This is a genomic window from Candidatus Acetothermia bacterium, from assembly GCA_024653305.1.
Lineage (GTDB): Bacteria > Bipolaricaulota > Bipolaricaulia > Bipolaricaulales > Bipolaricaulaceae > JACIWI01.
The window spans coordinates 16,236-41,371 of sequence record JANLFW010000013.1 but is presented as its reverse complement, the minus strand read 5'-3'; the positions used below and the strand labels follow the sequence as shown (position 1 = coordinate 41,371).

Genomic DNA, 25,136 nt, shown 5'->3' with positions numbered 1-25,136 from the left:
GTCACGATCACCGTGAACCCGAACGAGCCCGAGGTCCGGCCGCTCACCCCGGGATCGAAGCTCGGCCCCGGCTTGACCTGGATCGTGGCCGGGTCGCCTTCCACAATCGAGAACTCCGCCCGCACGATGTCGCCGTCGGGGTCCTCGAACCGGACGAGCCCGGTCTGCTCCTGGCCCACCTTGACCAGGGATGGGAACGCCACCTTGCTGACCGTCGGCGCGGTGGGCGCCTTGGCCTCGATGTAGCCCACGACGTGCTGATGCCCGTCCCACACCCGAAAGTCGGGGTTTCCGGCCTCGGTGGGCTTGGGGAGCGTGGTGACGTGGACATTGTCCAGCCTGGTAGCCCGGGCGTATGCGGCCAGGAAGTCCGCGAGCGCCGGGTAGAAGCTCTCCTCGCGGGCATCGCCTTGGGCCGCGACCGCGGTGAGGTCCGCGAGGTAGCCCCGAAATAGCACCTTCTCCGCCATCGCTCCCTGTTTGTATCCGGTTCAGCCACAGGCGGGCAAGCGTTCGAGATAAGGCATCGAGCAACCCGTGCTCGGCGGCCTTCACCACCGGGAGCAGGGGCGCGCCGCCCACGGAGGTTCAGGGACGCAGCCCCGGAGAGCGGAGGCGCCTACGCCTCGGAGACCATCACCCGGAGGTCTCCAGCCGCGTTCTCTACCTGGTCCACGACCCCCCCCAGCATGAGCACGAGCTGGATCAGGTGGTACCGGTCGAACGCAGGAAGCTCCTCCTTTCGGTAGATCGTGGCCACCACCTCCCGCTCCACCAGGTCCGACTCGTGTTCGAGCTGGTTGATCCGCTCCACCCCCTCCACCACCTTGGGGGCCTGGGCGCGGATGTTGCCGTTGGCCACGGCCTCGTCGAGTTCGCCGATGGTTACGTGATAGGCGTGGACTGTCTTGCTCAGCGCCTCGCCCAAAGCCCGGTACCCGTCCTCGAGTTCAATGCCGAGCTCTGGCCGGCGCAGGGCCATCATCAGCGCCGCGTCTTGACAGAGGTCGGCGATCTCGTCCTGGTGCCACAGAAGCTGCAGCAGCGCCGGACGGGACACGGGCAGCCACAACGCCCGGGTGAGCTGGACCCGGATCTCCCGCTTCATGATGTCCGCCTGGTGCTCCTTTTGGCTTACCAGATCTGCGTTCACTGCCTCATTGCGCAGCCACGCCCGAAGCTGGCGGCCCAGCTCTTCCGCCGCCGCCTCCACCGCCGCCGCGTGCTCCCGCAGGGATACGAACGACCGCCGCCCCAAAAGCCGCACCAACAGGGCTCTCAACCACCATCACCCCCCAACTCCACCACCTCAAGGGGCACCCCGGATAGGAGAACGAGCTCGGTCCCGGTTTCCGTCTTCTGTTCCCTCGCCACCGGGATCATCTTCACCGTGACCCCCGCCTCGCCCACCTCCACCCGCACGTAGTGGAGAACGAAATCCGCGGCGAACACGGACCCCTCCACACGGATCGGGGACAACGGGGCCAGCGGCGCCCCGCCCCCGCCGGTCACGAAGTAGTGTACCCCTTCCCGCACCACATGCTCGTAGTTGTGGCAGTGCCCGGCGAAGACCGCGGTCACCCCATGCTCCCGGAAGATCGGGGCCCACAGCTTGGCCAGGTTCTCATCGCTCCGATAGAACAGGTCCGAACTGTACAGGGGATGGTGCAGGAACACGAACTTGTACCGGGCGTCCTGGGCGAGGACCTCCCGGAGCCAGTCCGTCTGCTCCCGCAGGCCGGTGAACTTGAGGTACACGAGGTTCGAGTCCAGGCCCACCAGGAGCACGTCCCCCCAGCGGAGGGACCACCACTGTTTCCCGGCCCGGCCGCCACCTGCGGGGAGCGGAAACAGGTCGTAGTACGAGGCGTGGTTCCGCTCGTGGTTCCCTAGCACCGGGTAGAAGCTGGTGGCCTGGAACAGGGGGGTCCCGGAGGTGAAGAACTTCTCCCACTCCAGCGGGGTCGGCGACTCGACGAGATCACCCACGTGGACCACGAACGCCGCCTCTTCCGCGGCCATGCGCTCGGCCACGAGCTGGTGTCGGTCGTAGTGGGTGCGGCTGTCGCCGTACACGAGGAATGTGAACGGCTGGAACCGCTCCGGCGGGGTGGTGAACGACGCCACCGGGCTCTCCGCACCGCTTGGCAGCACCACTCGGTACACGTACCGAACCCCGGGGGCGAGGCCGCTCAATCGCACGTGCTGGAGTGCTGTCGGGGCCTCCACGGCCACGCTCAGCGCGCCCGCGGGGTACGCCGAGGCTTCGGCATACCAAACCGTCCCCATCCCCGGCTCGGCAGCCTGCCAGGACACCACGGCCTCGGTCGGCCCCACGGCCGCCACCCATGGGCCCAGGGCGGGCCAGGGTTGGCCCGTGGCCCACAGCGCCACGGCGAGGAGGAGAACCCCCGCTCCCCGCACGGCCATGCCCTTCCTCAACGCTGAGGTGTGCATCTTCCTCCTTTACGGTTGCTGCACAGCGACGGCCATGATCACCAGATCCGACACGTCCTCGGCCCGGTCCGCGAACTCCACAAGCCTCTCCACGAACTCCCGGGCCAGGATCTTCTCCGCCAGGGGAAGTTCGGTGGCGAACAGGCGCATGATCGCCCGGCGCTGGAACTCGTCCACCCGGCTCTCCTTGCGGTCCACTTCCGCGGCGCGCTTCATCGTGTCCGGAGCGCCGTCGAGGAGACCGGCCACCGCCGCCTTGAGGTCCACCATCTGGTCCTGGATGGTGTCCACGATCTCCCGGATCAGGGGATGGAGGAGCTCGGGGAGCTTGACCCGCTGCAGCACGAGGAAGTCCATCGCTGCCTCCGCGGCGTTGGCCAGTCGGTCCACCCCTTCCACGATGTCCAGGAGGTTCTTGCGCGTGCCGGCGAGGAGCGCTCCGCGCACCAGGACGAGCTCCGTCTCCCGCCGCACGTCATCGGCCCGGGCCTCCCGGCGGTGGGTCTCCACCGCCAGTTCTTCCACCTCCTCCCATGGCCGGCCATCCAGGTAGGCGCAGACCCCGCGGGCCATCGACGCCACCGCCTCCTCCACCAGGTTCAGGTGCTCCGCTATCAGTCCCCGGACTTCCACCGCCCGACCGCGACGGAACCACATCGGCCCTCCTTTGTCGCCCTTCTCCCTCTAGGATATACTGCCGTCGCGTTTTCAAGCAACCTTTGAGGTGATCTGGATGAGGCAGGCCTACAGCGTATGTTTCGTCGGTCACTCCGGCTCTGGGAAGACCGCGCTTGCGGAGGCCATTGTCCGCACTGCCGGGGTGCAAGGCGAGGTCGCGTTCGACCGCACACCGGAGGAGAAGAACCGCGGTCTCTCCATCGACCTCTCCGTCGGCTCCTGTACCTGGAAAGACAAGAAGCTCAACCTCATCGTCTCCCCCGGCTTGGGGGAGTTCGTGGAGGAGATCTACAAGGGGTTGGATGCCGCCGACCTCGCGGTGGTGGTGGTGAACGCGGAGAAACCGGTGGAGGTGGTGACCGAGCAGGCGTGGGCGATCCGCCAGCGCATGAACCGGCCGGCGGTGGTGTTCGTGAACATGCTCGATAAGCCCCACGTCGATCCGAAGAAGGTGCTGGACGAGCTGCGGCACAACCTGGACGGGAAGTTCTGCGCCCTCCAGCTCCCGATTCGGGATGGGGACAAGTTCCTGGGGCTCGTCGACCTCCTCACCGGCCAGCCGACCGCGTTCTCCGGCAAGGGAGGCGTGCCGGATCTCGCCGACCAGGCCGGTTCGCTCCGCACCGAGCTCATCGAGGAGATCGCGACCTTCGACGATGCTTTGCTGGAGAAGGTCCTGGCCGACGAGCCGCTGTCCCGCGACGAGGCGCTTTCCGCCATGCGGGCTGGGGTGGGGCAAGGTCGCCTCATCCCCGTGCTGTGGGGTTCGGTTCAGACCGGCCAGGGGGTGAAGGAGCTGGTGGACACGGTGCTCACCTTGGTCCCGGAGAACACGGACGGGGCCGCTGCCCGCCTGCGCGTGTTCTCCCTGGCCATCGACCCCTACCTCGGCCGACTGGGCTACGCCAAGGTCCTCGCCGGGGCGGTGCGCGAGGGGGACACCCTGTTCAACCTCGCCACCAAGGATAAACTTCAGGTCCGCGATGTGTACGGGTTCAGCGGGACGAAGCTGGAGAAGACCGGCCAGGCCGGGGCCGGGGACATCGTGGCGCTCGGCAAGCTGGAGGGCCTGACCCTGGGGGCCACGCTCTCCGCGGCTCCGGACGGGGAACTGGAGCCCCCGATCCCGTTCCCCAAGCCCGTGTTCACCCGGGCCGTGGCCCCCAAGTCCCAAGCGGACGAGGAGAAGATGAGCATGGTCCTGCGGGACTTGGTGGCGATCAAGGCCACGCTGAGCTACCAACGGGACCCGGTGACCAAGGAGGCCCTTGTGTCGGGGATGGGCGACGTGCAGCTCGACGTGCTCGCGGAGCGCCTGCGCACCCGGTACGGGGTGGAGGTGCAGTTCCGGGTCCCCAAGATCCCGTACCGGGAGACGATCCGCAAGACGTCCACCGCCCAATACCGGCACAAGAAGCAGACCGGCGGACACGGCCAGTTCGGGGAGGTCCACCTCCGCATCGAGCCCCTGCCCCGCGGGAGCGGGTTCGAGTTTGCGGACGAGACCAAGGGCGGGGTTATCCCCCAGCAGTTCATCCCCGGGGTGGAGAAGGGGGTGCGGGAGGCGATGGAGGAGGGCGTGCTCGCTGGATTCCCGGTGGTGGACGTGAAGGCCGCTGTGTTCTACGGCATGTACCACGAGGTGGACTCCTCCGAGCTCTCCTTCAAGATCGCCGCCCGGACCGCGTTCAAGCTGGCGGTGGAGAAAGCGGAGCCGGCCTTGCTGGAGCCGGTGATGCTCCTCGCCGTGACCACCCCTGACGCGTTCACCGGGGACATCATCTCCGACCTCACCTCGCGCCGGGGGCGGATCCTGGGGATGGAATCCGCGGCCGGGCGCACCGTGATCCGGGCAGAGATCCCGATGGCGGAAACCCTGTCCTACGCCCTGGACCTGAAGTCCCTCACCCAGGGCCGGGCCACGTTCCAGATGGAGTTCTTGCGCTATGACTACGTGCCCGCTCAGCTCCAAGAGCGGATCCTGGCCCAGCTGAAGGCCAAGGCCGATGAAGGTTAAGGAGTGGATGCACCGTAATCCGCCCGCGGTGCGGGCGGACGCCCCGGTGAGCGAGGCCCAGAGGCTCGCCGAGGCGGAGGGGCTGGCCATTCTCCTGGTGGTGGATGGAGATGGCCGGCTGGTGGGGTTCCTCACCCGCAAGGCGTTGGGCACTGCCCCCAACCCCGCCCTGCCCGCCGGGAAGCTGGCCACCGCCCCTACGGTGACCCTGACCCCCGACGATCCCCTGGAGCGGGCGGTGGTGTTCCTTGCCGAGCGCTACCTGCTCTTGCCGGTGGTGGGGGAGGGAGGACGCCTGGTGGGCGTGCTCACCCGGGGCGGGCTCCTGCGGGGGCTGGCCCAGATGACCGGGTTCGGGGAGGAGGGGACGCGCATCCACATCCGCCCTTCCCAGCCGGCCGAAGTGTACCGGGCCCTCGCCGTCCTGGGCGCCAAGGGGCTCCCGCTGGTGGCGGTGATCCGGGGGAGCGAGGGCGAGGTGATCCTCCACGTGCAGGGGGTGGAGGACCGCGACCGCCTGATGGGGGAGCTCAAGGAAGCGTTGGGATGAGCGTGATCTTCGACTGGGTCAAGGTGCCCGTGCAAACGGGGGCCCACGAGGAGATCCTGGACATCACGAGTCGGGTTCAGGAAGCCGTGGAGACGATGGGCCTGCAGGGCGGGGCCGTGCTCCTGTTCTGTCCCCACACGACCGCCGCCCTCACCGTGAACGAGGCTGCCGATCCGGACGTGCGGGCGGACGTAGGGGCGGCGCTAGCCAAGCTCGTGCCGGGCGTCCCGTTTCGTCACGCCGAAGGCAACTCCCCGGCCCACGTGCGGGCGGCCCTCCTCGGGCCGTCCCTGGTGTTGCCGGTGGAGGAAGGGAAGCTGGCCCTGGGCACGTGGCAGGGCGTGTATTTCTGCGAGTTCGACGGTCCGCGGCGGCGCCAGGTTTGGATCTATGCCCTCGCCTTGACGGCGCGGGAATAGGCCGCTAGAATGGCAGTCTAGCGCCGCCAGTGTAGCTCAATTGGCAGAGCATCCGCCTTGTAAGCGGAAGGTTGCCCGTTCGATTCGGGCCACTGGCTCAAGTCGTACCCCAAGGGATCAACAGGTCCCTTGGGGACCCCAGAAATTGGTGGGGTCCCCACAAAGCCGAAGGCTTTGCGGGGTAAATGAGGAGGGGTAGCGAAGTGGCCAAACGCACCGGGCTGTAAACCCGGCGGCCTCAGGCCTTCGGGGGTTCGAATCCCTCCCCCTCCACCACTTGCGCCCACTGGGCGCAATAGGGTAGACTTTGCCGTTGAGCCCGTGTAGCTCAGTCGGTAGAGCATCCCGCTGGTAATGGGAAGGTCGTCGGTTCGATTCCGACCGCGGGCTCCAGGTGAAAGGGGCTTTTTATTAAGTCCCGGACATCGTATCACTGGCGCATAGGGGAAAGGCAGGAGGTTGAAGGATGGCAAAGGAACAGTTTGTCCGGACGAAACCGCACCTCAACGTCGGAACCATCGGTCACATCGACCACGGCAAGACGACGCTGACCGCGGCGATCACCAAGGTCCTCGCGATGCGGGGCCTGGCCAAGGAGCGGTCCTACGACGAGGTCGCCAAGGCCGACGCCAAGCTTTTCCGACGGGACGAGACGAAGATCCTCACCGTCAACGTCGCCCACGTCGAGTACGAGACGGAGAACCGTCACTACGCCCACATCGACTGCCCTGGGCATGCCGACTACATCAAGAACATGATCACCGGCGCCGCCCAGATGGACGGGGCGATCCTCGTCGTGTCCGCCGCCGACGGGCCGATGCCCCAGACGCGGGAGCACGTGCTTTTGGCTCGTCAAGTGAACGTGCCGGCGATCGTGGTGTTCCTGAACAAGGTGGACATGGTGGACGACCCAGAACTCGTGGACCTGGTGGAGATGGAGGTGCGCGAGCTCCTCAGCGCGTACGAGTTCCCGGGCGATGAGATCCCGGTGATCCGCGGCTCGGCCCTCAAGGCCCTCCAGGCCTCGTCCGTGGATGACCCGGCGATCAAGCCCATCCTCGATCTCGTGGCGGCGGTGGACAGCTACATCCCGCTGCCCAAGCGCGAGGAAGACAAACCGTTCCTCATGCCGATCGAGGACATCTTCTCCATCAAGGGCCGGGGCACGGTGGTCACCGGCCGTGTCGAGCGCGGGCGGCTGCGGCCGGGGGAAGAGGTGGAGATCGTTGGGCTCACGGACGAGGTCCGCAAGACCATTGCCACCAGCCTCGAGATGTTCAACAAGATCCTGGACGAGGCCATCGCCGGGGACAACGTGGGCGTCCTCCTGCGCGGCATCGAGAAGGACGAGGTGGAGCGAGGCCAGGTGTTGTCCGCGCCGGGCTCGATCACCCCGCACACCGAGTTCCTGGCCCAGGTGTATGTGCTCTCCAAGGAGGAAGGTGGCCGCCATACCCCGTTCTTCAACGGCTACAAGCCCCAGTTCTACTTCCGGACCACCGACGTCACCGGGGAGATCGAGCTTCCCCAGGGCGTGGAGATGGTCATGCCCGGCGACAACGTGGACAAGCTCAAGTGCCGGCTTCTCAAGCACATCGCCATGGAGGAGGGCCTCAGGTTCGCGGTCCGTGAGGGCGGCCGGACCGTGGGGGCCGGGGTGGTGACGAAGATCCTTAAGTGACATGGCCAAGAAAGAGAACACGATCCTCGTTACCCTTGCCTGTTCCGATTGTGGCCGGCGGAACTACCATACCCGCCGGAACCGCAACAACACGCGCCAGAAGCTGGCCCTCAACAAGTACTGCCGGTGGTGCCGCAAACACACGGCCCACAAGGAGGTATGACGCCCCAGGCGCGGCGCGCTGTTGGGAATTAAGGGGGCCTCACATAATCGAAGGTTTCGTGGGGTGTAGGCCCGTAGCTCAAGTGGCAGAGCGGCGGACTCCAAATCCGCAGGCTGGGGGTTCGAGTCCTCCCGGGCCTGCCAGGAGGAATTAGATGACCGTGACCCAGAGGATCCGTAAGTACATGGCGTCCGTGCGAGGGGAGGTCCAACGCGTGAGCTGGCCGGCCCGGCGGGAAGTGATCAGCTTGACCGTGCTCATCCTGCTCTTGGTGGTCGCGCTCGCCATCTACCTCGGGGCGGTGGACGCCATCTTCCAGCAGATCCTGCGTCTCCTCCTCAAGAGATAGGCAGAAGGTTTCGCTATGCAACGGAAGAGGTGGTTCGCTATCCAGACCTATGCCGGCTCCGAGCTGCGCGTGAAGCGCCAGCTGGAGGAGCGGGTGCGCAAGCTCGGCTGGGAGGGTTTTTTTGAACCCATCCGCACCGGTGGCGTGGAGTACTTCTTCGTCCCGGTGGAGGAGGTGATCACTTCCCGCTCCGGACGCGGTCGAGCCAGCGAATACCGGATCCCCTACGACTACGACCTCATGGTGGCTACCAACGCCCGTATCCAGCGCGGGGACCTCATCGCCCGCCGCGCCCCGAAACACCTGGCCCGAGCCGCCGAGGTGGTGGCCGTCGAGCCCCTGTGGCGGGTGGTCGTGGAGACGCAAACCCATAGCGACGTGGAGTACATCCTCCCCCAGGAGAAGGGCCTACGCCGGGACATCCGGGTCGGGGAGCGGGTCCGGCCGGGCCTCCCTCTGACCCCTGACGCTGATGAGCACTACCGTGTGGATGTGCGGGGCCAGGTGGCGGCCCGCGAGCGGGTGCGGCGGTTCACCCTGCGCTACGAGAACGGGGAGGAGGAGACGCGCATCATCCCCGAGGCTTATCTCCACCCCCGGATCCGCCCCGGGCAGAGGTTGCCGAACGGGGCGGAACTGGAACGCGAACACAAGATCTACGCCCGCGCCTCGGGCCTGGTCAAGGTCAAGGAGTACAAGGACAAGCGGGTGGTCACCGTCCAGCGCATCGAGAAGCGGCGCCTCATCCCGGGGTACGTGTTCACCAAGATGGGCCTGGATGAGGAGCAGATGTACGAGCTTATCCAGGGCCTGGAGCGGTCGGCCCGGTTCGTGGGGAGCCGTAGCCGGCCGGTGCCCATCGAGGGGCCGGAGATCCTCCTTGTCCAGCGCAAGGCAGGGCTGGCGGAGGTGCCGGCGACCGGGGTCAAGGCGCCCAAGGTGGAGGTGGAGTTCGAGGTCGGCGAGGTGGTCCAGATCGTGGAGGGCCCGTTCGCCGACTTCACCGGCGAGTTGCGGGAGATCGACAAGGAGGCCGAAGAGGCGGTGGTGATGGTGAAGATCTTCGGCCGGGAGACACCGGTCCGGATCGGGTTCGACGGCATCGAGAAGGTGTGAGGAGAAGGCGGTGGCGAAGAACGTAGTGGCCAAGATCAAGCTGCAGATACCGGCCGGCCAGGCCAATCCGGCTCCCCCGGTGGGCCCGGCCCTGGGCGAACACAAGGTCAACATCATGGACTTCTGCAAGCGGTTCAACGAGGCGACCAAAGGGGAAGAACCGGGCCTCATCATCCCGGTGGAGATCACCGTGTACCAGGACCGGTCGTTCGACTTCGTCCTCAAGCAGCCCCCGGTGGCGGTGCTCTTGAAGAAGGCGGCCGGGATCGACAAGGGATCGCCGACCCCCCGGCGGGCCAAGGTGGGCAAGGTGACCATGGAACAGGTCCGCCGGATCGCCGAGCGGAAGCTCGCTGACCTCAATACCGAGGACCTGGAAGCGGCCGTCCGGACCGTCGTCGGAACCGCGGAGAACATGGGGATCGAGGTGGTCCAATGAAGCGCAGTCGCCGCTATCGGGAGCAGGTCGCGCTGATCGAGCAGGAACGCGTGTACCCGGTCCGGGAGGGGCTGGAGCTGATGAAGCGGGTGGCCACCGCCAAGTTCCCGGAGACGGCGGAGGCCGCGTTCAGCCTGGGGATCAACCCGTCCCAGCACATGGTGCGCGGCACCTGCGCCCTCCCCCACGGCACGGGCAAAGCGGTGCGGGTGCTCGTGTTCGCCCGGGGGGAGAAGATCCGCGAGGCGGAGGAGGCGGGGGCGGACTACGCGGGGGGGGAGGACCTGGCGGAGAAGATCCAGAAGGAAGGGTGGCTGGAGTTCGAGCGGGTGGTGGCGACCCCGGACATGATGCCGGTGGTGGGCAAGCTCGGGAAGATCCTGGGCCCCCGTGGCCTCATGCCCTCCCCCAAGACGGGCACGGTGACGAGGGACGTGGGGCCGACCGTACGGGAGCTCAAGGCAGGGATGATCGAGTTCCGCGCCGACCGCTACGGCATCGTCCACGCCGTGTTCGGCAAGGTCACGTTCGAGGTGGATCAGCTCTACGCCAACCTCGTGGCACTGACCCGGGCCATTCAGGAGCGGAAACCGGAAGGGGTGCGGGGACGGTATATCCAGCGGGTGAGCGTGTGCTCCACCATGGGCCCTGGGATCCGTGTGGACGAGGGCGAGCTCATCGCGGCCGCCCAGGCGCTGTGAGGGGGGGTCATGCCGAGACCGGAAAAGGTCGCCGAAGTAGAAGAGCTTAGGGAGCGGCTATCCCGGGCCCGCGCCGTGGTCCTCGTGGACTATCGGGGGCTTCCCGCCCCGGACATCACCGAGCTGCGCCGGTTCGTGCGCAGGCAGGGGGTAGAGTTCCGGGTGGTGAAGAACACCCTGGCCAAGCGGGCGGCCGAGGAGGCGGGGTTCGGGTACCTCGCCGATTTCCTGCGCGGGCCCAACGCCCTGGTGCTAGGGGAAGGCGATCCCGCCACGCCGTTCCGGGTGGCCCGGGAGTGCGCCCGGCGGTTCCCCCAGTTCCAGGTAAAGGCTGGCGTGTTCGACGGCCAGCCGGTGGCCCCTGCCGAGGTCGATTGGTATGTGAACCTTCCCTCGCGGGAGGAGCTGCTGGCGCGGCTCGCTGGGGCCCTCGCCGGGCCGATGCGGGGGTTGGCGGTGGCGCTGTCCGGGATCATACGGAAGCTGGCGGTGGCGCTGGCTGAGGCGCAAAAGCAGAAAGCGAAGGGGTGAACGATGACGAAAGAGGAGTTCCTGCAGGCGATCGAGGCGATGACGGTCAAGGACCTGGCCGAGCTGGTGGCGGCGATCGAGGAACGGTTCGGGGTGTCCGCCCAGGCCGTGGCCCCGATGGCGGTGGCGGTGGCCGCGGAGGCCCCGGCCAAGGCGGAGGCGAAGTCCACGGTGGACGTGGTCCTTACCCACGCCGGTCAGCAGAAGATCCAGCTCATCAAGGTCGTCAAGGACATCACCGGCAAAGGCCTCAAGGAGTGCAAGGACCTCGTGGACAAGCTCCCGGCGGTGGTCAAGGCCGGGGCCAGCCCGGAGGAAGCCGAGGATATCAAGAAGAAGCTCGAGGCCGCCGGGGCCGAGGTCGAGCTGCGCTAGGGCCAGAGAGCAGGGAGGTGAGGGGCCGCCCACGGGGTGGCCGTTCCTCTCATGACCAAACGACACTGGTACGGGCGGGCTCGCCAATGGCTGGATCCCCCTGACCTGATCGCAGACGAACGCGCATCCTACGAGCGCTTCCTCTCCCAGGGGATCCCCGTGGTGTTCGCCGAGGTCAGCCCCATCCGCTCGCCGGGGCGGGAGGGACTGTACTTGGAGCTCCTCGAGCCCTACCTTGGGGAGCCGCGGCATGACGAGTGGGAGTGCCGGGACAAGGACCTGACCTACGCCGCCCCGCTCAAGGTCACCGGGCGCCTGTGGGAGGACGGCCGTCTTCGCCAGGAGGCGGAACTGTACCTCGCGGAGATCCCGCTCATGACCCCGCGGGGGACGTTCATCATCAACGGCACGGAGAACGTGCTCGTGAACGAGCTCGTTCGCTCTCCAGGGGTGTACATCACCCAGGAGGAGCCCCACCTCTATCGGGCCCATTTCCTGCCCGAGCTCGGGGCGTGGTTGGAGATCGACCTCGACGTGCGTCGGTGGACGCTGCGGGCCAACCTGGACCGGCGGGGGAAGGTCCCCATCACCACCCTCCTCCGGGCCCTGGGCATGGAGACCCAGGACATGCTCACCCGGTACACGGTGGACGTGCCCACGGAGGAGCTCACCGAGCATCCGGCGCGGTGGAGGGGGGCCCTCCTCGGGGAGCCACTGGCTGTGGGAGACGCGCAGTGGGGGATTGGCGAGGAGCTGACGGGGGATCGCATCTCCGCCCTGGCCCGCCTTGGCCGGCCCACGGTGCGCTTGGTGCACCCGGGCATCGCCAAGGCCCTGGCCGAGGACAAGACGTCCACCCAGGAGGAAGCGGCCCGGTACATCTACCTCCGGTTCCGCTCCGGCGACCGGGTCACGTCCGGCCAGGCGTTCGAGTACCTTCAGAACCTGTACCTCAACCCGGACACGTACCACCTCACCGCGGTGGGCCGGTTCAAGCTCAACCGCAAGCTCGGGCTGTCCCGGGAGGAGACGTGCCTCACCCCGGACGACGTGTTTTGCGCGCTCGATACGCTGCTCAAGGCCCCCCATAACCCAACCCTGATCGACGAAACCGACCACCTCGCCAACAAGCGGGTGCGCCTCCCCGGCGAGCAGGCCCAAATGGCCCTCCGCGAGGGCCTGGTGCGGATGAGCCGCATCGCCCAGGACAAGCTGTCCCACTACGACCCCGAAGACCGCGACGCCATCCGGCGCATCGTCTCCGCCCGCACCATCCAGGCGTCGATCAACTTCCTGTTCTACACCGGGCGCTTGTCCCAATTCCTCGAGCAGACGAACCCCCTTTCGGAACTGACCCACAAGCGGCGTCTGTCCGCGCTGGGCGGGCTCACCGCCCGCCGGGCGAAGATCGAGATCCGCGACGTCAACGCCTCCCACTACGCCCGGATTTGCCCCATCGAGACCCCGGAGGGCCAGAACATCGGGCTTATCACGTCGCTCGCCATCTACTCTCGGGTGAACGAGTACGGATTCCTCGAGGCCCCGTACGTGGTGGTGAAGAACGGCCAGGTCACCGGGGAGATCCGGTACCTGATGGCCGACGAGGAACCGCGATACCGGATCGCCACGGCCACCGTCCGGGTGGACAAGGAGGGGCGTATCCTCGAGGAGCGGGTGCTGATCCGTACCGGTCGTGAGGAGATCCGGTTCGTGCCCCCGAACGAGGTGGACTTCCTCGAGGTCTCCCCGAACGTCATCGTCGGCGTGTCCGCGTCCCTGATCCCGTTCCTCGAGCGCGACGACGCCAACCGGGCCCTGATGGGGGCGAACATGCAGCGCCAGGCGGTGCCCATCGTGCGGCCCCAAGCGCCGGTGGTGGGCACGGGCATGGAGGCCAAGGCGGCCCGAGACTCCGGGGCGGTGGCGCTGGCCGAGGAAGACGGGACGGTGGAGTACGTGGACGCTCGGCGGATCGTGGTCCGCTCCCGGAGCGGCACCCGCACCTATCGCCTGCTCAACTTCGAGCGCTCCAACCAGGACACGTTGCTGCACCAGCGCCCAGCGGTCAAGCGTGGGGCGAAGGTCCGGCGCGGGGACATCCTGGCCGACTCCCAGTCCACGGAGAACGGGGAGCTGGCCCTGGGCACCAACCTCCTCGTGGGCTTCCTCCCGTTCGAGGGCTACAACTACGAGGACGCGATCGTCATCTCCGATCGGCTGGTCCGGGAGCACGTGCTCGACAGCATCCACATCCAGGAGTTTCAGGTGCGGGCCGAGGAGACGAAGCTCGGCCCGGAGGAGATCACCGCCGATATCCCCAACCTCTCGCGAGAGAGCCTGCGCAACCTGGACGAGCACGGCATCGTGCGCGTGGGCACCGAGGTCCGTACCGGGGACGTGCTGGTGGGCAAGATCACCCCCCGCGGCGAGGCCGAGCCGACGCCGGAGGAGAGGATCTTCCGGTCCATCTTCGGGGAGCGGATGCGCAACTTCCGCAACACGTCGCTCAAGATGCCCCCCATCTCCGGCACGGCCACGGTGATCCGGGTGAAACGGATGTCCCGCGCCGCCGGGGACGAGCTTGAGGCTGGGGTCAACGAACTGGTCAAGGTGTACGTGGCCCAGCGCCGGCGCATCGCGGTGGGGGACAAGCTCGCCGGCCGACACGGCAACAAAGGGGTCATCGCCGCGATCCTCCCCAAGGAGGACATGCCGTTCCTGCCGGACGGCACGCCGCTCGATGTGGTGTTGAACCCGCTCAGCGTCCCGTCCCGCATGAACCTGGGCCAGATCTTCGAGACGAACCTGGGGTGGCTGGCGGTGCTGCGGGGGGAGAAGGCGGCGTCGCCGGTGTTCGACGGGGCCAAGGAAGAGGAGATCCTCCAGGAACTGACCGCGGCGCTGGTGGAGCACGGCCTCGCTGACGGGTCGCGTAGGGACGGCAAGGTCGTCCTGCGGGATGGCCGGACTGGGGAGCCATTCAAGTCGCCGGTGACGGTGGGGGTCCTGTACCTCCTCAAGCTCGAGCACATCGCGGCCGACAAGATCCACGCCCGGTCCACCGGCCCGTACGCCCTGATCACCCAGCAACCCCTGGGGGGCAAGGCCCAGTTCGGCGGCCAGCGTCTGGGGGAGATGGAGGTGTGGGCCCTGGAGGCGTACGGGGCGGCGGCCCTCCTCCAGGAGATGCTCACGTTGAAGTCGGACGACGTGAAGGGCCGGGTGCAGATGTACAAGGCCATCCTCCGTCGTGGGGAGGAGTTCCCCAAGCCCGGCATCCCCGAGTCGTTCCGGGTCCTGTGGCAGGAACTGCGGTGCCTGGGCCTGTCGGTCAAGGCGTACGACCACAGCGACCGCGAACTGGAGATCCTATAAGGCCGTGGCCGAAGAACGGGCGGCAGGGCTGATCCTGTTCCGGGAAGGCGCGGACCGTCGGGAATACCTGATCATCAAGAACCGGGGCGGAGGGCATTGGGGATTCCCCAAGGGGCACGTGGAGGAAGGGGAGGATTTGATGGCCACCGCCCTACGTGAGGTGGCGGAAGAGGTGAGCATCACCCGTCTCCGTCCGGTCTCGGGGTTCCGCGAGCGCATCGCTTACCGGTTCGACCGCGAGGGCCGACCGGTGGACAAGGAGGTCATCCTGTTCCTGGCCGCGGCGGAGGAACCAGGGGCACCGTCGCTTGGGGAGGTCGAAGCGATGCGGTGGTTGCCGTACCCAGCCGCGCTCGAGCAGCTCACCCACGCCGAACAGCGGGAGGCCCTACGGCGGGCAGAGGCGTTCCTCGCCGGTCGGCATTCGCAGCCCCCCAAGGAGGCTTGATCGGCGTTGGAGCTGGCAGGGATTGCGGTAGCTACCGCTATCTTCATCCTCACCTATGTCGCCATCTTCACCGGGCGCGTCCACCACGCGCTGGCCGCCCTGATCGGGGGCGTGGCAATGGCGCTCGCCGGGATCGCGTTCGGCTTCTACACCGAGAAGACGCTCATCGCCCAAATCGACTTCGATACGCTGTGGCTCCTGTTTGGGATGATGGCCATCGTGGGACTGCTCCGGGCGACCGGGTTCTTCCAGTACGTGGCGATCTGGGTCACGAAACAGGCTCGGGGGAACCCGTGGGTACTGCTCGTTTCCCTCAGCGTGCTCACCGCGGGGACATCCATGTTGCTCGACAACGTCACCACCATGCTCACCGTGGCCCCGGTGACCTTCTCCGTGGCCGAGATCCTCGCCTTTCCCGCCGCCCCGTTCATCCTGATCGAAGCCCTTGCCGCCAACATCGGGGGGACGGCCACGCTCGTGGGCGATCCCCCGAACATCCTCATCGGCTCAGCCGCCGCCTTCTCGTTCAACGACTTCCTCAGCCACACCGCTCCGGTGGCGTTGGTCGCCCTGGTCGCGCTGCTCGGGGTGGCCATCCTGCAGCTACGGGGCAAGCTCAGGAGGGGGCCGCAGAACGTGGAGGCCCTGGCCGCGATGGACGCGCGCAAGGCGCTGATCGACCGGCGCACGATGCGCAAGCTCGTGATCGTGGTTGCCCTCGTGTTCCTGTTGTTCTTGGTGCACCAAGTGCTCGGCATCACCCCGGGGATGATCGCCCTCATCGGCGCGGCGATCGCGGCGCTGGTCCTCCGCCCGAAGATGGAGGATTTCCTAAAAGGTGTGGAGTGGGACCTACTCATCTTCCTGATGGGGCTGTTCGTGATCATGGGGGGGCTCGAGCGCAGCGGGGCCCTGCCGGTTGTGGCCCGGGGGCTGGTCGGCCTGGCCGGGGGCAACCTGATCGCGCTCGCGCTGCTCCTCCTTTGGGTGGGGGCCCTGCTCAGTTGGACGATGAGCGCGATCCCGGTCACGGTGACGCTGATCTCCCTCGTGCGCGGGCTGGAGGGATTGGGCATCCCGCAAACCCCGCTCTGGTGGGCCCTGGCGCTGGGCATCGGCCTTGGCGCCAACGGCACTCCGCTCGGCTCGGCATCGAACATGGTGGTGATCACCGTGGCGTCCCGGACCAAGGGGCCCCTCAGCTTCCGCGCCTGGGCTAGGGTGGGCGTGCCTGTGGCCATCTTCACCTGTGCCATCGCCAGTCTCGCCCTTTGGATCGGCATCAGGTCGGGTTGGTTCTTGTGAGGGGGAGCGAGTGCCGGGATTGACCGAGGTGGCACCGCGGGTCTGGCTGGTGGATGTGAACCAGTTTGGACGGCCGGGCCAGGGCGCGGTGTACGTGCTCGGCGGGGGCCGGGCGGCGTTGGTGGAGTCCGGGACGTCCTTGGCCCGAGACCGGATCCTGGCCAGCTTGGACGCGCTCGGGATCCCGCGAAGCGCCGTGGCCTGGATCTTCGTGACCCACGTCCACCTCGACCACGCCGGCGGGGCCGGGGCGCTCCTTCCCCACCTCCCCAACGCCACGGTCGTTGCCCACGAGCGTGGGGCCAAGCACCTCGTGGACCCCAGCCGTCTCGTGGCCTCGGCCGCTGCGGCCACCGGGGACTGGTTCTCTCTGTACGGCACCGCCGTCCCCGTACCGGAAGACCGCGTTGCGATCGCCGCGGATGGGGAGCGGTTCGACCTCGGGCGGTTCGTGATCCGGGCGGTGGATGCCCCGGGCCATGCCCCCCATCACCTGTGCTTTTTTGAGGAACAGAACAGACTCCTGTTCACCGGCGACGCGGCCGGGCTGTACTTGGCAGGGCACCTCTTCCCGGCCACCGTCCCTCCCAGCTTCGACCTCGACGCCTCCCTGGCCACCCTGAACCGCCTTGCCGATCTCCAACCCAAGGCCCTCCTCTACACCCACTTCGGATCCGCCTCTCCTGATTTGCTCGCTCGGTATGCCCACCTCCTCCCAGCATGGGTGGAGCGGGTGGCCCGGCTGCTCCCGGCCCACCCGGACGAGGCTGCGCTCATCCGGGCGGTGCTGGCCGCGCTCGTGGGGGAAGGATGGCCCGCGGACGACCACGCCCGGGAGGACCTGGCGATGTCCGTGCGCGGGGCGGTGGCGTACCTCCGGCGCCGGGAGGGGACGGCGTGATCGCCCGGGTGGCCCTGCCCATCCCCCGGACCGCCCCGTTCGATTACCTGGTGCGGTCAGGGATGGCGGTGGAGGTTGGCCACCGGGTGCAGGTGCCGTTCGGCCGGCGGCGCCTGTGGGGGATCGTGGTGGCGCTCGTGGAGACGACCACCTTCGCCGGAAGGCTCCTCCCCATCGAGCGGTGCGCGGGCCCTGTCCTCCCCCCTGGGGCGATCCCATTGCTCCAGGCCGTCGCCGATGAGTCGGTCGTGTCCCTCGGCCTGGTGCTCGCCCGCCTCGTCCCCTCGCCCAGCCGATCGCGGGCGAGGCGGGTGGCGTTGGCCGTGCCTGCGGAGGTGGCCGAGGCCGCCGTCCAGGAGCTGAGCAAGCGGGCGCCCGGTCAGGCCCGGACGCTGGCCGCGGTCCTGGCGGGGGCCACCACCCCTGCCGAGCTCCGGGAGATCCCCGGGGCGGCCCGGGCGGTGCCGGCCCTGGTGGGCAAGGGCCTCCTGCGTACCGAGTCCCTGCCGTTCTCGTTCCTCTTCCGGGAGACGCCCAAGGAGGTTGCGCTCACCCCCGAGCAGGAGGAGGCGGTGGCGGCCATCGTCGCCGCCCGCGGCGAGGGCCAGCGGTTCCTCCTGTTCGGGCCGGCCGGGGCCGGGAAGACCGAGGTCTACCTGAGGGCGGCCCGGGCCACGGTGGAGCGGGGGCAGGGCGCGATCCTGCTGGAGCCGGAGATCTCCCTCCTGCCGCAGCTCGCGGCCCGGACGCGGCTCGCCCTGGGGCAGCCGCCCGCCCTGTACTTCGGCGAGCTCCCTCCCGGGGAGCGGTGGCGGGTCTGGGACGAAGCTCAGGCCGGGAGGCTCTCGTGTGCGGTGGGCAGCCGGTCGGCGGTGTTCCTCCCGATGGCGGACCTTGGGTTGGTCGTCCTCGACGAGGAGGGCGAACCGGCATACAAGCAAGCGGACATGGCCCCCTACTACCACGCCCGTACCGTGGCCGAGCGCCGGGCCGCGGCCACCGGGGCGGCGGTGGTGTTGGGCGCGGCCGCCCCGGCGGTGGACACCTACTTCCGCGCCGAACGGGGCGAGATCAAGCTGCTTGCGCTCCGGGAGCGGGTGGCCGGGAACCCACCCCAAGTCCGGGTTGTGCCCCGCGGCGAGGCCGTGATCGGGCCAGAGCTCCACGATGCGATGGCCCGACACCTCGCGGAACGGGGGCAGATCCTCCTCTTCATCAACCGAATGGGCTTTTTCACCGGCGCCGCCTGCCGCCGGTGCCAGGACATCCTCCGCTGCCCGGTGTGCGCGATCCCGCTCGTGTTCCACCTCGCCGAGCGCACGTTCCGTTGCCATGTCTGCGGTCGGTCCGTCCCGGAACCGGCGTGCTCCCGGTGCGGGGGGACCCGGTTCCGCCTGTTCGGCGTGGGCACGGAGCGGGTGGAACACGAGGCCCGGGCCCTGTTCCCCCACGCGGCCGTGGCCCGGCTGGACACGGAGACGGCCGCGCAGCGAGACCAGATCCTGTCCGCCCTCGCCTGCGGGGAGCTCCAGATCCTGGTGGGCACCCAAATGGTCGGCAAGGGCCTGGACTTCCCGAACATCACCCTGGTCGGGGTGGTCAACGCCGACCAGCTCTTGTCGGTGCCCGATTTCCGGGCCGGGGAGCGTACCTACCAGCTCATCGCCTCGGCGATCGGGCGGGCCGGGCGAGGGGAGCGGCCGGGTGAGGTGATCGTCCAGTCCGATCAGCCGGATTACTATGCCATACGGCACGCGCTTAACACCGATTATCCCGCTTTCTATGAGGAAGAAATTCGGTACCGCAAGATGCTCTCCTACCCCCCATTTGTGCGCCTGGTGCGGATCCTCGTGGAGGGCCCCCGGGCGGAGAAGAAGGCCGCGGCGCTGATCGGGGACCTGACCGAGCAGGGGGTGGAGGCGTTGGGGCCGGCCCCGCTGTTTCCCCGACGGGCGATGCTGCGGGTGCAGATCTTGGTGCGGGGTCGGGAGGACGTGGCCGCGGCCGTGCGCCGTGTCCTGCCCGTTCCCCCGGCCTGGGCCAAGATCGATCCCGACCCGATCTGGATCGGGTGACGCGAAGCTACAGCACTGGCCAGAACCGGCGATCGTGCCAGACGCGTCGGCGGAGGTCCTCGTCCAGGGCGGCCAGGAGGTCGAGATGTGCCCGTTCCCAATCCGCCAGCCACCGGTACAGCTTCTGTGCCTCTCCGGTCGCCCTGTTCGCCTGCTCGGTGTAGAAGGCCACCGACCGTTCCTCGAGCGCCATCCCCGCGTAGATCGCTGCCGCCTCGTAGCCGGCGGCCGAGATCTCGTTCCGCACCGCGTCGTTGAGCACGGACCCGGCGATGTCCGCCGGCCCGTCGGCGGGCGCCGCCGGGGCGAACCGCCCCGTCCGCACGAGGTCCGCGTACAGCTTGGACAGGACCTCGATGTGCCGCCCCTCTTCCCCGGCCAGGATGGTGAACACCTCGCGCACCGCCTCGTTCGGGGTGGCCTGGACGGCCCCCTCGTAGAACGCCTTCCCCCGCCGCTCGAGGAGGATGGCGCCCTTGAGGATGTCCTCTTGGTTGTCCATTGATCCCCCTTTCGTTTTCATGATAGCGGCGGCGAAACCAGGGAACAACTGAATCCTTGCGGGCGTTGGTATACTCGGGTCTTCCTTGTCGTACCATGGGAGGAGGGACGATGGTGAGCAAGGCTCAGCTTAAGGGACTTCCGCGCAACCTCTGGGCGGTGAGCATCACCAGCTTCCTCATGGACGTGTCCTCGGAGATGGTGCTCAACGTGCTTCCGCTGTTCCTCGCGGGCGTGCTTGGCGTGAGGACCACCTTGATCGGGGTCATCGAAGGGGTGGCCGAGTCCACCGCCTCGCTTCTGCGGGTGGGGTCAGGGCGGCTCTCGGACCGGCTGCGGCGGCGGAAGTGGCTGGCGGTGGCCGGGTATGGCATCTCCGCCCTGTCCAAACCCGTCCTGTACTTCGCCTCATCGTGGGCGGCGGTGGCCGGGGCCCGGTGGGCGGACCGGGTGGGCAAGGGGATCCGCACCGCGCCCCGGGACGCCCTGGTGGCGGACTCGGTGGATGCGGGCCGCCGTGGGTTCGCGTTCGGGTTCCACCGCGCCGCGGATACGGCAGGGGCGATGGTGGGGATCCTGGGGGCGATGCTCGCGGTGTGGTTTACCCAAGGCGGGGCCGGGGCGCTCCAGGCCCGCACGTTTCAGGTGATCGTCCTCGTCAGCTTGGTCCCCGCCGTGTTCGCGGTGCTGGTGTTGGCCATCGGGGCCCGGGAGACGAGCCGGAGGGCGGCCAAAGGGGCGGTGCGGGTGGGGTTCCGCGGCCTGGGCCGGCCGTTCGGGGTGTTCCTCCTCATCGTGGGCCTGTTCGAACTCGGCAACTCCGCGGACGCGTTCCTGGTGCTGCGGGCCCAGTCCTTGGGGGCGAGCGTCCTGGGGATCCTGGGGATGCTCGTCGTGTTCAACCTCGTGTACTCCGTGGTCTCTACCCCGGCCGGGGCTCTGTCCGACCGGATCCCCCGCAAGGCCCTCATCGTGGGAGGGTGGCTCGCCTACGCCGCGATTTACCTCGGCATCGGCCTGGCGGGCCGGGGGTGGACGATGTGGCTCCTGTACGCGGCGTACGGCGCCTACTACGGGGCGGCCTACGGTACGGCGCGGGCGCTCGTGGCCGACCTCGTCCCGGCGGAACTGCGCGGGACCGCGTACGGGGCGTACAGCACGGTGGTGGGGGCGCTGGACCTGCCGGCGTCGGTAATCGCCGGGGCGCTATGGGATTGGTTTAGCCCGGGAGCCCCGTTCTTCCTCGGGGCAGCGCTCGCCTTGGTGGCCGCGCTTGCCCTGTGGGCGTGGCGGCCGGGTCAAGCGAACCGCTCCCCGGCGGTCCGGCAGTAGCCGTTCAGGAAGTCCCGGCCGGACATGGCCCGGCACCCCGCCGGCTGGACTTCGAGAAGTTCCAATGCCCCGTCTCCGGTGGCCACGAGGAGCCGGTCCCGTCGGGGGAGGATGGTCCCGGGGGGGAGGTCCGACCGCCCCTCCTCCACGGGGCGGGTGCGATGGACCTTGACCGGCCGCTCCCCGAAGTGCGTGTACGCCCCGGGGCATGGGTTCGTGCCCCGCACCAGATTGTGGATGCGTCGCGTCTCCCAATCCCAGCGGATGCGCCCGTCCTCCCGGTGGAGCTTCGGCGCGAGCGTCCCCTCCGGGGGCTGGGGCACGGGGGTGAGGGTGCCGCTAGCTAAGCCCTCCACCGTGTCCACGATCAGCTCCGCACCCAGCTCCGCCAGGCGCGCCTCCAGTTCCCCGGCCGTGTCGTTCGGGCCAATCGCGGCCTTGTGCTGGAGCAAGATCGGACCGGTGTCCATTCCCTCGTCCAGGCGAAACGTGGTCACCCCGGTCTCCTCCTCCCCGTGGATGATCGCCCATGCCACCGGGGCCGCCCCGCGGTAGTTGGGGAGGAGGGAGGCGTGGATGTTCACGCACCCCAGCCGGGGGAGGGACAGCACGGCCGGGCGCAGGAGCTGGCCGAACGCGGCCACCACCAAAAGGTCGAGGTCCAAGGACCGCAACCGCTCCACCACGTCGGGGGCGTTGATCGACCGGGGCTGAACGAGGGGCAGGCCGAGGCGCTGGGCCTCCTCCTTGACCGGGGGCGAGGTGAGCGGGAGCCCGCGTCCGGCGGGCCGATCGGGCTGGGTCACCACCAGGACCAGGCCGAACCGCCGCGCCAGGACCTGCAGGGCCGGCACGGCGAACCGGCTGGTGCCGGCGAACGCGAGGCGTACCGTCACGTGGCGGAAGTCACCTGCTCCTTTCGTTTCTGGGCTTCGCGGAACGCGCGCAGGATGCGGCGACGCTCGGAAAACGGGAGGTGATCCACGTACAGCACCCCGTCGAGGTGGTCCACCTCATGCTGGAGGAGCCGGGCCTCCAGGTCGGTGAGGGTGAGCTCCACCGGCCGGCCTTCCTCGTCCATGGCGTGCACCACCACCTCCGCCGCCCGCGGCACCTCCGCCTCCACCCCGGGGATGGACAGGCACCCCTCGGACTCCACGGAGAGCGCGGACGACCGCGCCACAATGGCCGGGTTCAGGAGCACCTGATCCTCGTCCCCAAGGCGGACCATGATCACCCGTACCGGGAACCCGATCTGGTTGGCCGCGAGCCCCAATGCCTCCAGCTCGGCGAACGCCCGGCGCAGGGAGGTCGCCGCCATGCGCGCCTCGTCGCTTCCCGGCTGGACCGGCTGAGCCGGCCGCCGCAAGATCGGATCCGGATAAACCCGTACCATCCCTTGGTCCTCCCAGTGAAGGCGTTTATTATAGATGGATCCGATAATGCCGACAACGGAGGAGGACCTCGCCGCGCGGATCGCCCTCGTGCGCAAGGTGGTGGAGCTCGAGCGGCGGAAGGGGTGCGCCGATGCCGCCGTCCTTGGGGGCCTGGAGGGCTTTGTGAGCCGTCACCTCCCGGAGGGCGGCCATTCCGTGGCTGGCTACGCGGCCCTGGACCCGTCCTCCCGGGAGGCGGCTCTCGCGCGCCTCGAGGAGGTGCTGGCCCGGCTGGAGCGGGGGGAACCGGCCGAGGAGGTTTGGCCGGGGGACATCGCCCATGCCCCGGGGGTGGGGGCGAAGCGCCTGAGCCTCCTCAGGCGGCTCGGCATCCACACCATTGAGGACCTGCTGACCTTCTTCCCCCGGCGCCTCGAGGATCGCACCCGGCTCGTGCCCATCGCCGAGGTGGGCGACGGGGAGGCGGCGATGGTCCAGGGCGTGGTACGGGCGAAGTCGCGGGTCAAGGTGCGGCCGGGCCTGGAGCTCGTGAAGGTAGCGGTGGACGACGGGACCGGGCTTCTGTTTGCGATCTGGTTCAACCAGCCCTGGCTATGGGACCAGATCGACCAAGGTCAGGAATACGCGCTGTGGGGCCGGGCCCAGCTCCGGTACGGGGAGCTGCAGATGGAAAACCCGGTTTGGGAGCGGGTAGGGGTCAACGTTCAAACCGGCCGTTGGGTGCCCATCTACCCGACCACGGAGGGCCTGTCCCAGGCCATCCTCCAGGGCCTGATTCGGCGGGCGCTCAACCGGTTCGGCTCAAGGATCCCGGAGGTGGTGCCGAGGGAGGTGCGGCAGCGCCTAGGGCTCCTGCCGCGCCGGGAGGCGATGGCCAAGATCCACTTCCCGGACGGCCCCCAGGACTTCGAGCGGGCGCGGCAGGCGCTCGCGTTCGAGGAACTGTTCCTGCTCGAGGTCGGGGTCGTCCGGAGGCGGGCCCAAGACCGGCCCACCGGGCGGGCGCTCGTCCCGGACCGCGCATGGATGGACCGGTTCCTGGCCGGCCTCCCATTCCGGCTCACCCCGTCCCAGCAGCGGGCCCTGGCCGCGATCGACGCCGACCTCCGCGCCCCTTACCCCATGCTGCGCCTTCTCCAAGGGGACGTGGGCTCGGGCAAGACGGCGGTGGCGGCTGGGGCGTGCGTCATGGCCGCCTCCGCCGGGGCCCAGGCGGCGGTGATGGCCCCCACCGAGATCCTGGCCGAGCAACACTACCTCGTGCTGCAGGAGCTATTCCGGGATCTCCCGGTGCGGGTGGGTCTTTTGGTGGGGGACCTTGGGCGGAAAGGACGGCGGCAGATGCTCGCCGCGGTGGCCGCCGGGGAGGTGGACGTGGTGGTGGGGACCCACGCCCTGATCCAGGAGGACGTGGCGTTCCACGATCTGGCCCTGGCGGTGGTGGACGAGCAGCACCGGTTCGGGGTCATCCAGCGGGCAGCGCTCGAGGCCAAGGGGGCGGGCACGAACATCCTCGTCATGTCCGCTACCCCCATCCCCCGCACCGTGATCCTTACCCTGTACGGGGAGTTCGCGGTGTCCGTGCTCGAGGAGATGCCGGCCCCGCGGGGAAGCGTGCGCACGGTTTGGGTCTCGGAGTCCCATCGGGAGGAGGTGTACCGAGAGGTGGGGGGCCTTCTTGGGCAGGGGGAGAAGGGGTACGTGGTGTTCCCCCTGGTGGAGGAGTCGGCGGAGCTGGACCTACGGGCGGCTCAGTCGGCCTACGCGGAGCTGCGGCAGCGGTTCCCCGACCATGGGGTGGGCCTGCTCCACGGGCGCATGTCCCCTCAGGAGAAACGGGCGGCCTTGAGCGCGTTTCGGGAGGGAGAGATCCAGCTCCTGGTGGCGACCACCGTGGTCGAGGTGGGTTTGGACGTGCCAGACGCCTCGTTCCTCGTGATCGAGCATGCCGACCGGTTCGGCCTTGCCCAGCTCCACCAGCTCAGGGGGCGAATCGGCCGCAAGGGCCAGCCCGCGATCTGCTTCGCCATCGCCGACCCCACCGCCGACGACGCCCGAGAACGCCTCTCCGCCTTTCGCGACCTCTCCGATGGGTTTAAGATCGCCGAGGCGGACCTGCGCATCCGCGGGCCCGGCGACCTCCTCGGGACGCAGCAGCATGGGTTCGTGTCCCAGCTCCGGGCGGCGGACCTGGTGCGGGACCTCCGGCTCCTTGAACGGGCGCGGGCCGAGGCGCTGCGCGTGGTGGAGGCGGGGGTGCCGGAGGCGCTGGCCCGGGAGGTGGATCGCCGGTTCGGGGAGGCGCTGACCCTGCTGGGGGTGTGAA

At 68.7% G+C, this 25,136-nt stretch carries 24 protein-coding genes, 4 tRNA genes and 1 pseudogene; 22 read left to right on the top strand and 7 right to left on the bottom strand.

Annotated features, from left to right (window positions below):
- From NUV94_05945 to NUV94_05930, 4 genes are all read right to left on the bottom strand, one after another.
- Positions 1–470, bottom strand: a 470-nt coding sequence (locus NUV94_05945; protein MCR4392303.1) for a hypothetical protein, incomplete at its 3' end; no start/stop codon positions are given.
- Positions 471–619: 149 nt separating this feature from the next.
- Positions 620–1,282 carry a DUF47 domain-containing protein gene (locus NUV94_05940; protein MCR4392302.1) on the bottom strand — a complete coding sequence of 221 codons (663 nt, stop codon included), beginning with the start codon at positions 1,280–1,282 and terminating at the stop codon, positions 620–622.
- Positions 1,279–2,457, bottom strand: a complete 1,179-nt coding sequence (locus NUV94_05935; GenBank protein ID MCR4392301.1) for a metallophosphoesterase family protein — start codon at positions 2,455–2,457, stop codon at positions 1,279–1,281. Before NUV94_05935 ends, NUV94_05940 begins: the two co-directional genes overlap by 4 nt.
- A gap of 9 nt (positions 2,458–2,466) precedes the next feature.
- Complete coding sequence (locus tag NUV94_05930; GenBank protein MCR4392300.1) at positions 2,467–3,114, bottom strand: DUF47 family protein; 648 nt, start codon at positions 3,112–3,114, stop codon at positions 2,467–2,469.
- A gap of 76 nt (positions 3,115–3,190) precedes the next feature.
- Between NUV94_05930 and NUV94_05925 the strand changes: the two genes are divergently transcribed.
- The 20 genes and pseudogenes from NUV94_05925 (at position 3,191) to priA (ending at position 19,580) form a co-directional block, all read left to right on the top strand.
- Complete coding sequence (locus NUV94_05925; GenBank protein MCR4392299.1) at positions 3,191–5,152, top strand: elongation factor G; 1,962 nt, start codon at positions 3,191–3,193, stop codon at positions 5,150–5,152.
- A 7-nt stretch (positions 5,153–5,159) separates the two neighbouring features.
- Positions 5,160–5,702 (top strand): CBS domain-containing protein, encoded by a 543-nt coding sequence (locus NUV94_05920; GenBank protein ID MCR4392298.1) that lies wholly within the window; start codon positions 5,160–5,162, stop codon positions 5,700–5,702.
- The gene (locus tag NUV94_05915) at positions 5,699–6,121 is read left to right on the top strand and encodes a secondary thiamine-phosphate synthase enzyme YjbQ (GenBank protein ID MCR4392297.1); all 423 of its coding nucleotides are present in this window, start codon (positions 5,699–5,701) and stop codon (positions 6,119–6,121) included. The genes NUV94_05920 and NUV94_05915 overlap by 4 nt, the downstream gene beginning before the upstream one ends.
- Before the next feature lie 25 nt (positions 6,122–6,146).
- Positions 6,147–6,219 (top strand) — tRNA-Thr (locus NUV94_05910).
- 91 nt (positions 6,220–6,310) lie between these two features.
- Positions 6,311–6,397 (top strand) — tRNA-Tyr (locus NUV94_05905).
- Positions 6,398–6,438: 41 nt separating this feature from the next.
- Positions 6,439–6,514: transfer RNA gene (locus tag NUV94_05900), tRNA-Thr, on the top strand.
- A 73-nt stretch (positions 6,515–6,587) separates the two neighbouring features.
- On the top strand, positions 6,588–7,802 hold the full coding sequence (tuf, locus tag NUV94_05895) for an elongation factor Tu (GenBank protein ID MCR4392296.1): 1,215 nt from the start codon (positions 6,588–6,590) through the stop codon (positions 7,800–7,802).
- 1 nt (position 7,803) lies between these two features.
- Complete coding sequence (gene rpmG / locus NUV94_05890; GenBank protein MCR4392295.1) at positions 7,804–7,965, top strand: 50S ribosomal protein L33; 162 nt, start codon at positions 7,804–7,806, stop codon at positions 7,963–7,965.
- Between the two features lie 67 nt (positions 7,966–8,032).
- Positions 8,033–8,108, top strand: a tRNA-Trp gene (locus tag NUV94_05885).
- A gap of 11 nt (positions 8,109–8,119) precedes the next feature.
- Positions 8,120–8,314, top strand: a complete 195-nt coding sequence (gene secE / locus NUV94_05880) for a preprotein translocase subunit SecE (protein ID MCR4392294.1) — start codon at positions 8,120–8,122, stop codon at positions 8,312–8,314.
- Between the two features lie 15 nt (positions 8,315–8,329).
- Positions 8,330–9,430: a hypothetical protein gene (locus tag NUV94_05875; GenBank protein MCR4392293.1), complete on the top strand. Its 1,101-nt coding sequence runs from the start codon at positions 8,330–8,332 to the stop codon at positions 9,428–9,430.
- A gap of 10 nt (positions 9,431–9,440) precedes the next feature.
- Positions 9,441–9,869, top strand: a complete 429-nt coding sequence (gene rplK / locus NUV94_05870; GenBank protein MCR4392292.1) for a 50S ribosomal protein L11 — start codon at positions 9,441–9,443, stop codon at positions 9,867–9,869.
- Positions 9,866–10,570, top strand: coding sequence for a 50S ribosomal protein L1 (gene rplA, locus NUV94_05865; GenBank protein ID MCR4392291.1), 705 nt, complete (start codon positions 9,866–9,868; stop codon positions 10,568–10,570). Before rplK ends, rplA begins: the two co-directional genes overlap by 4 nt.
- A 9-nt stretch (positions 10,571–10,579) precedes the next feature.
- Positions 10,580–11,101, top strand: a complete 522-nt coding sequence (rplJ, locus tag NUV94_05860) for a 50S ribosomal protein L10 (GenBank protein MCR4392290.1) — start codon at positions 10,580–10,582, stop codon at positions 11,099–11,101.
- 3 nt (positions 11,102–11,104) lie between these two features.
- Complete coding sequence (rplL, locus tag NUV94_05855) at positions 11,105–11,476, top strand: 50S ribosomal protein L7/L12 (protein MCR4392289.1); 372 nt, start codon at positions 11,105–11,107, stop codon at positions 11,474–11,476.
- 51 nt (positions 11,477–11,527) lie between these two features.
- Positions 11,528–14,851: a DNA-directed RNA polymerase subunit beta gene (locus NUV94_05850; GenBank protein ID MCR4392288.1), complete on the top strand. Its 3,324-nt coding sequence runs from the start codon at positions 11,528–11,530 to the stop codon at positions 14,849–14,851.
- Between the two features lie 4 nt (positions 14,852–14,855).
- Positions 14,856–15,299: an NUDIX domain-containing protein gene (locus tag NUV94_05845; protein ID MCR4392287.1), complete on the top strand. Its 444-nt coding sequence runs from the start codon at positions 14,856–14,858 to the stop codon at positions 15,297–15,299.
- A gap of 6 nt (positions 15,300–15,305) precedes the next feature.
- Positions 15,306–16,604, top strand: coding sequence for an ArsB/NhaD family transporter (locus tag NUV94_05840; GenBank protein MCR4392286.1), 1,299 nt, complete (start codon positions 15,306–15,308; stop codon positions 16,602–16,604).
- A 55-nt stretch (positions 16,605–16,659) separates the two neighbouring features.
- A pseudogene (locus tag NUV94_05835) lies at positions 16,660–17,259 on the top strand (MBL fold metallo-hydrolase).
- A gap of 308 nt (positions 17,260–17,567) precedes the next feature.
- On the top strand, positions 17,568–19,580 hold the full coding sequence (priA, locus tag NUV94_05830) for a primosomal protein N' (GenBank protein ID MCR4392285.1): 2,013 nt from the start codon (positions 17,568–17,570) through the stop codon (positions 19,578–19,580).
- Between the two features lie 7 nt (positions 19,581–19,587).
- Here priA and NUV94_05825 read toward each other — a convergent pair whose 3' ends face one another.
- A complete protein-coding gene (locus NUV94_05825; GenBank protein ID MCR4392284.1) occupies positions 19,588–20,082 on the bottom strand; it encodes a ferritin family protein in 495 nt (164 codons plus the stop codon).
- Positions 20,083–20,192: 110 nt separating this feature from the next.
- Between NUV94_05825 and NUV94_05820 the strand changes: the two genes are divergently transcribed.
- Complete coding sequence (locus NUV94_05820; protein MCR4392283.1) at positions 20,193–21,413, top strand: MFS transporter; 1,221 nt, start codon at positions 20,193–20,195, stop codon at positions 21,411–21,413.
- Here the strand turns inward: NUV94_05820 and fmt are convergent.
- Both fmt and def read right to left on the bottom strand, forming a co-directional pair.
- Entirely contained in the window at positions 21,380–22,309 is a 930-nt protein-coding gene (fmt, locus tag NUV94_05815) for a methionyl-tRNA formyltransferase (GenBank protein ID MCR4392282.1), read from the bottom strand. The two genes, NUV94_05820 and fmt, sit on opposite strands and share 34 nt — an antisense overlap.
- Positions 22,306–22,809: a peptide deformylase gene (def, locus tag NUV94_05810; protein ID MCR4392281.1), complete on the bottom strand. Its 504-nt coding sequence runs from the start codon at positions 22,807–22,809 to the stop codon at positions 22,306–22,308. The genes fmt and def overlap by 4 nt, the downstream gene beginning before the upstream one ends.
- Before the next feature lie 259 nt (positions 22,810–23,068).
- Here def and recG point away from each other — a divergent pair, with 259 nt between their 5' ends.
- Complete coding sequence (gene recG, locus NUV94_05805; protein ID MCR4392280.1) at positions 23,069–25,135, top strand: ATP-dependent DNA helicase RecG; 2,067 nt, start codon at positions 23,069–23,071, stop codon at positions 25,133–25,135.
- Position 25,136 lies beyond the last annotated feature (1 nt).

Excerpts from the sequence above, each read along its gene's own strand:
- rpmG (MCR4392295.1), top strand. The coding sequence starts at position 7,804 with ATGGCCAAGAAAGAGAACACGATCCTCGTTACCCTTGCCTGTTCCGAT.
- NUV94_05915 (MCR4392297.1), top strand. The coding sequence starts at position 5,699 with ATGAGCGTGATCTTCGACTGGGTCAAGGTGCCCGTGCAAACGGGGGCC.
- NUV94_05920 (MCR4392298.1), top strand. The coding sequence starts at position 5,160 with ATGCACCGTAATCCGCCCGCGGTGCGGGCGGACGCCCCGGTGAGCGAG.
- rplL (MCR4392289.1), top strand. The coding sequence starts at position 11,105 with ATGACGAAAGAGGAGTTCCTGCAGGCGATCGAGGCGATGACGGTCAAG.
- NUV94_05825 (MCR4392284.1), bottom strand. The coding sequence starts at position 20,082 with ATGGACAACCAAGAGGACATCCTCAAGGGCGCCATCCTCCTCGAGCGG.
- rplJ (MCR4392290.1), top strand. The coding sequence starts at position 10,580 with ATGCCGAGACCGGAAAAGGTCGCCGAAGTAGAAGAGCTTAGGGAGCGG.
- NUV94_05935 (MCR4392301.1), bottom strand. The coding sequence starts at position 2,457 with ATGCACACCTCAGCGTTGAGGAAGGGCATGGCCGTGCGGGGAGCGGGG.
- secE (MCR4392294.1), top strand. The coding sequence starts at position 8,120 with ATGACCGTGACCCAGAGGATCCGTAAGTACATGGCGTCCGTGCGAGGG.
- NUV94_05875 (MCR4392293.1), top strand. The coding sequence starts at position 8,330 with ATGCAACGGAAGAGGTGGTTCGCTATCCAGACCTATGCCGGCTCCGAG.
- NUV94_05850 (MCR4392288.1), top strand. The coding sequence starts at position 11,528 with ATGACCAAACGACACTGGTACGGGCGGGCTCGCCAATGGCTGGATCCC.
- def (MCR4392281.1), bottom strand. The coding sequence starts at position 22,809 with ATGGTACGGGTTTATCCGGATCCGATCTTGCGGCGGCCGGCTCAGCCG.
- rplA (MCR4392291.1), top strand. The coding sequence starts at position 9,866 with ATGAAGCGCAGTCGCCGCTATCGGGAGCAGGTCGCGCTGATCGAGCAG.
- NUV94_05820 (MCR4392283.1), top strand. The coding sequence starts at position 20,193 with ATGGTGAGCAAGGCTCAGCTTAAGGGACTTCCGCGCAACCTCTGGGCG.
- tuf (MCR4392296.1), top strand. The coding sequence starts at position 6,588 with ATGGCAAAGGAACAGTTTGTCCGGACGAAACCGCACCTCAACGTCGGA.
- NUV94_05930 (MCR4392300.1), bottom strand. The coding sequence starts at position 3,114 with ATGTGGTTCCGTCGCGGTCGGGCGGTGGAAGTCCGGGGACTGATAGCG.
- NUV94_05925 (MCR4392299.1), top strand. The coding sequence starts at position 3,191 with ATGAGGCAGGCCTACAGCGTATGTTTCGTCGGTCACTCCGGCTCTGGG.
- priA (MCR4392285.1), top strand. The coding sequence starts at position 17,568 with ATGGCGGTGGAGGTTGGCCACCGGGTGCAGGTGCCGTTCGGCCGGCGG.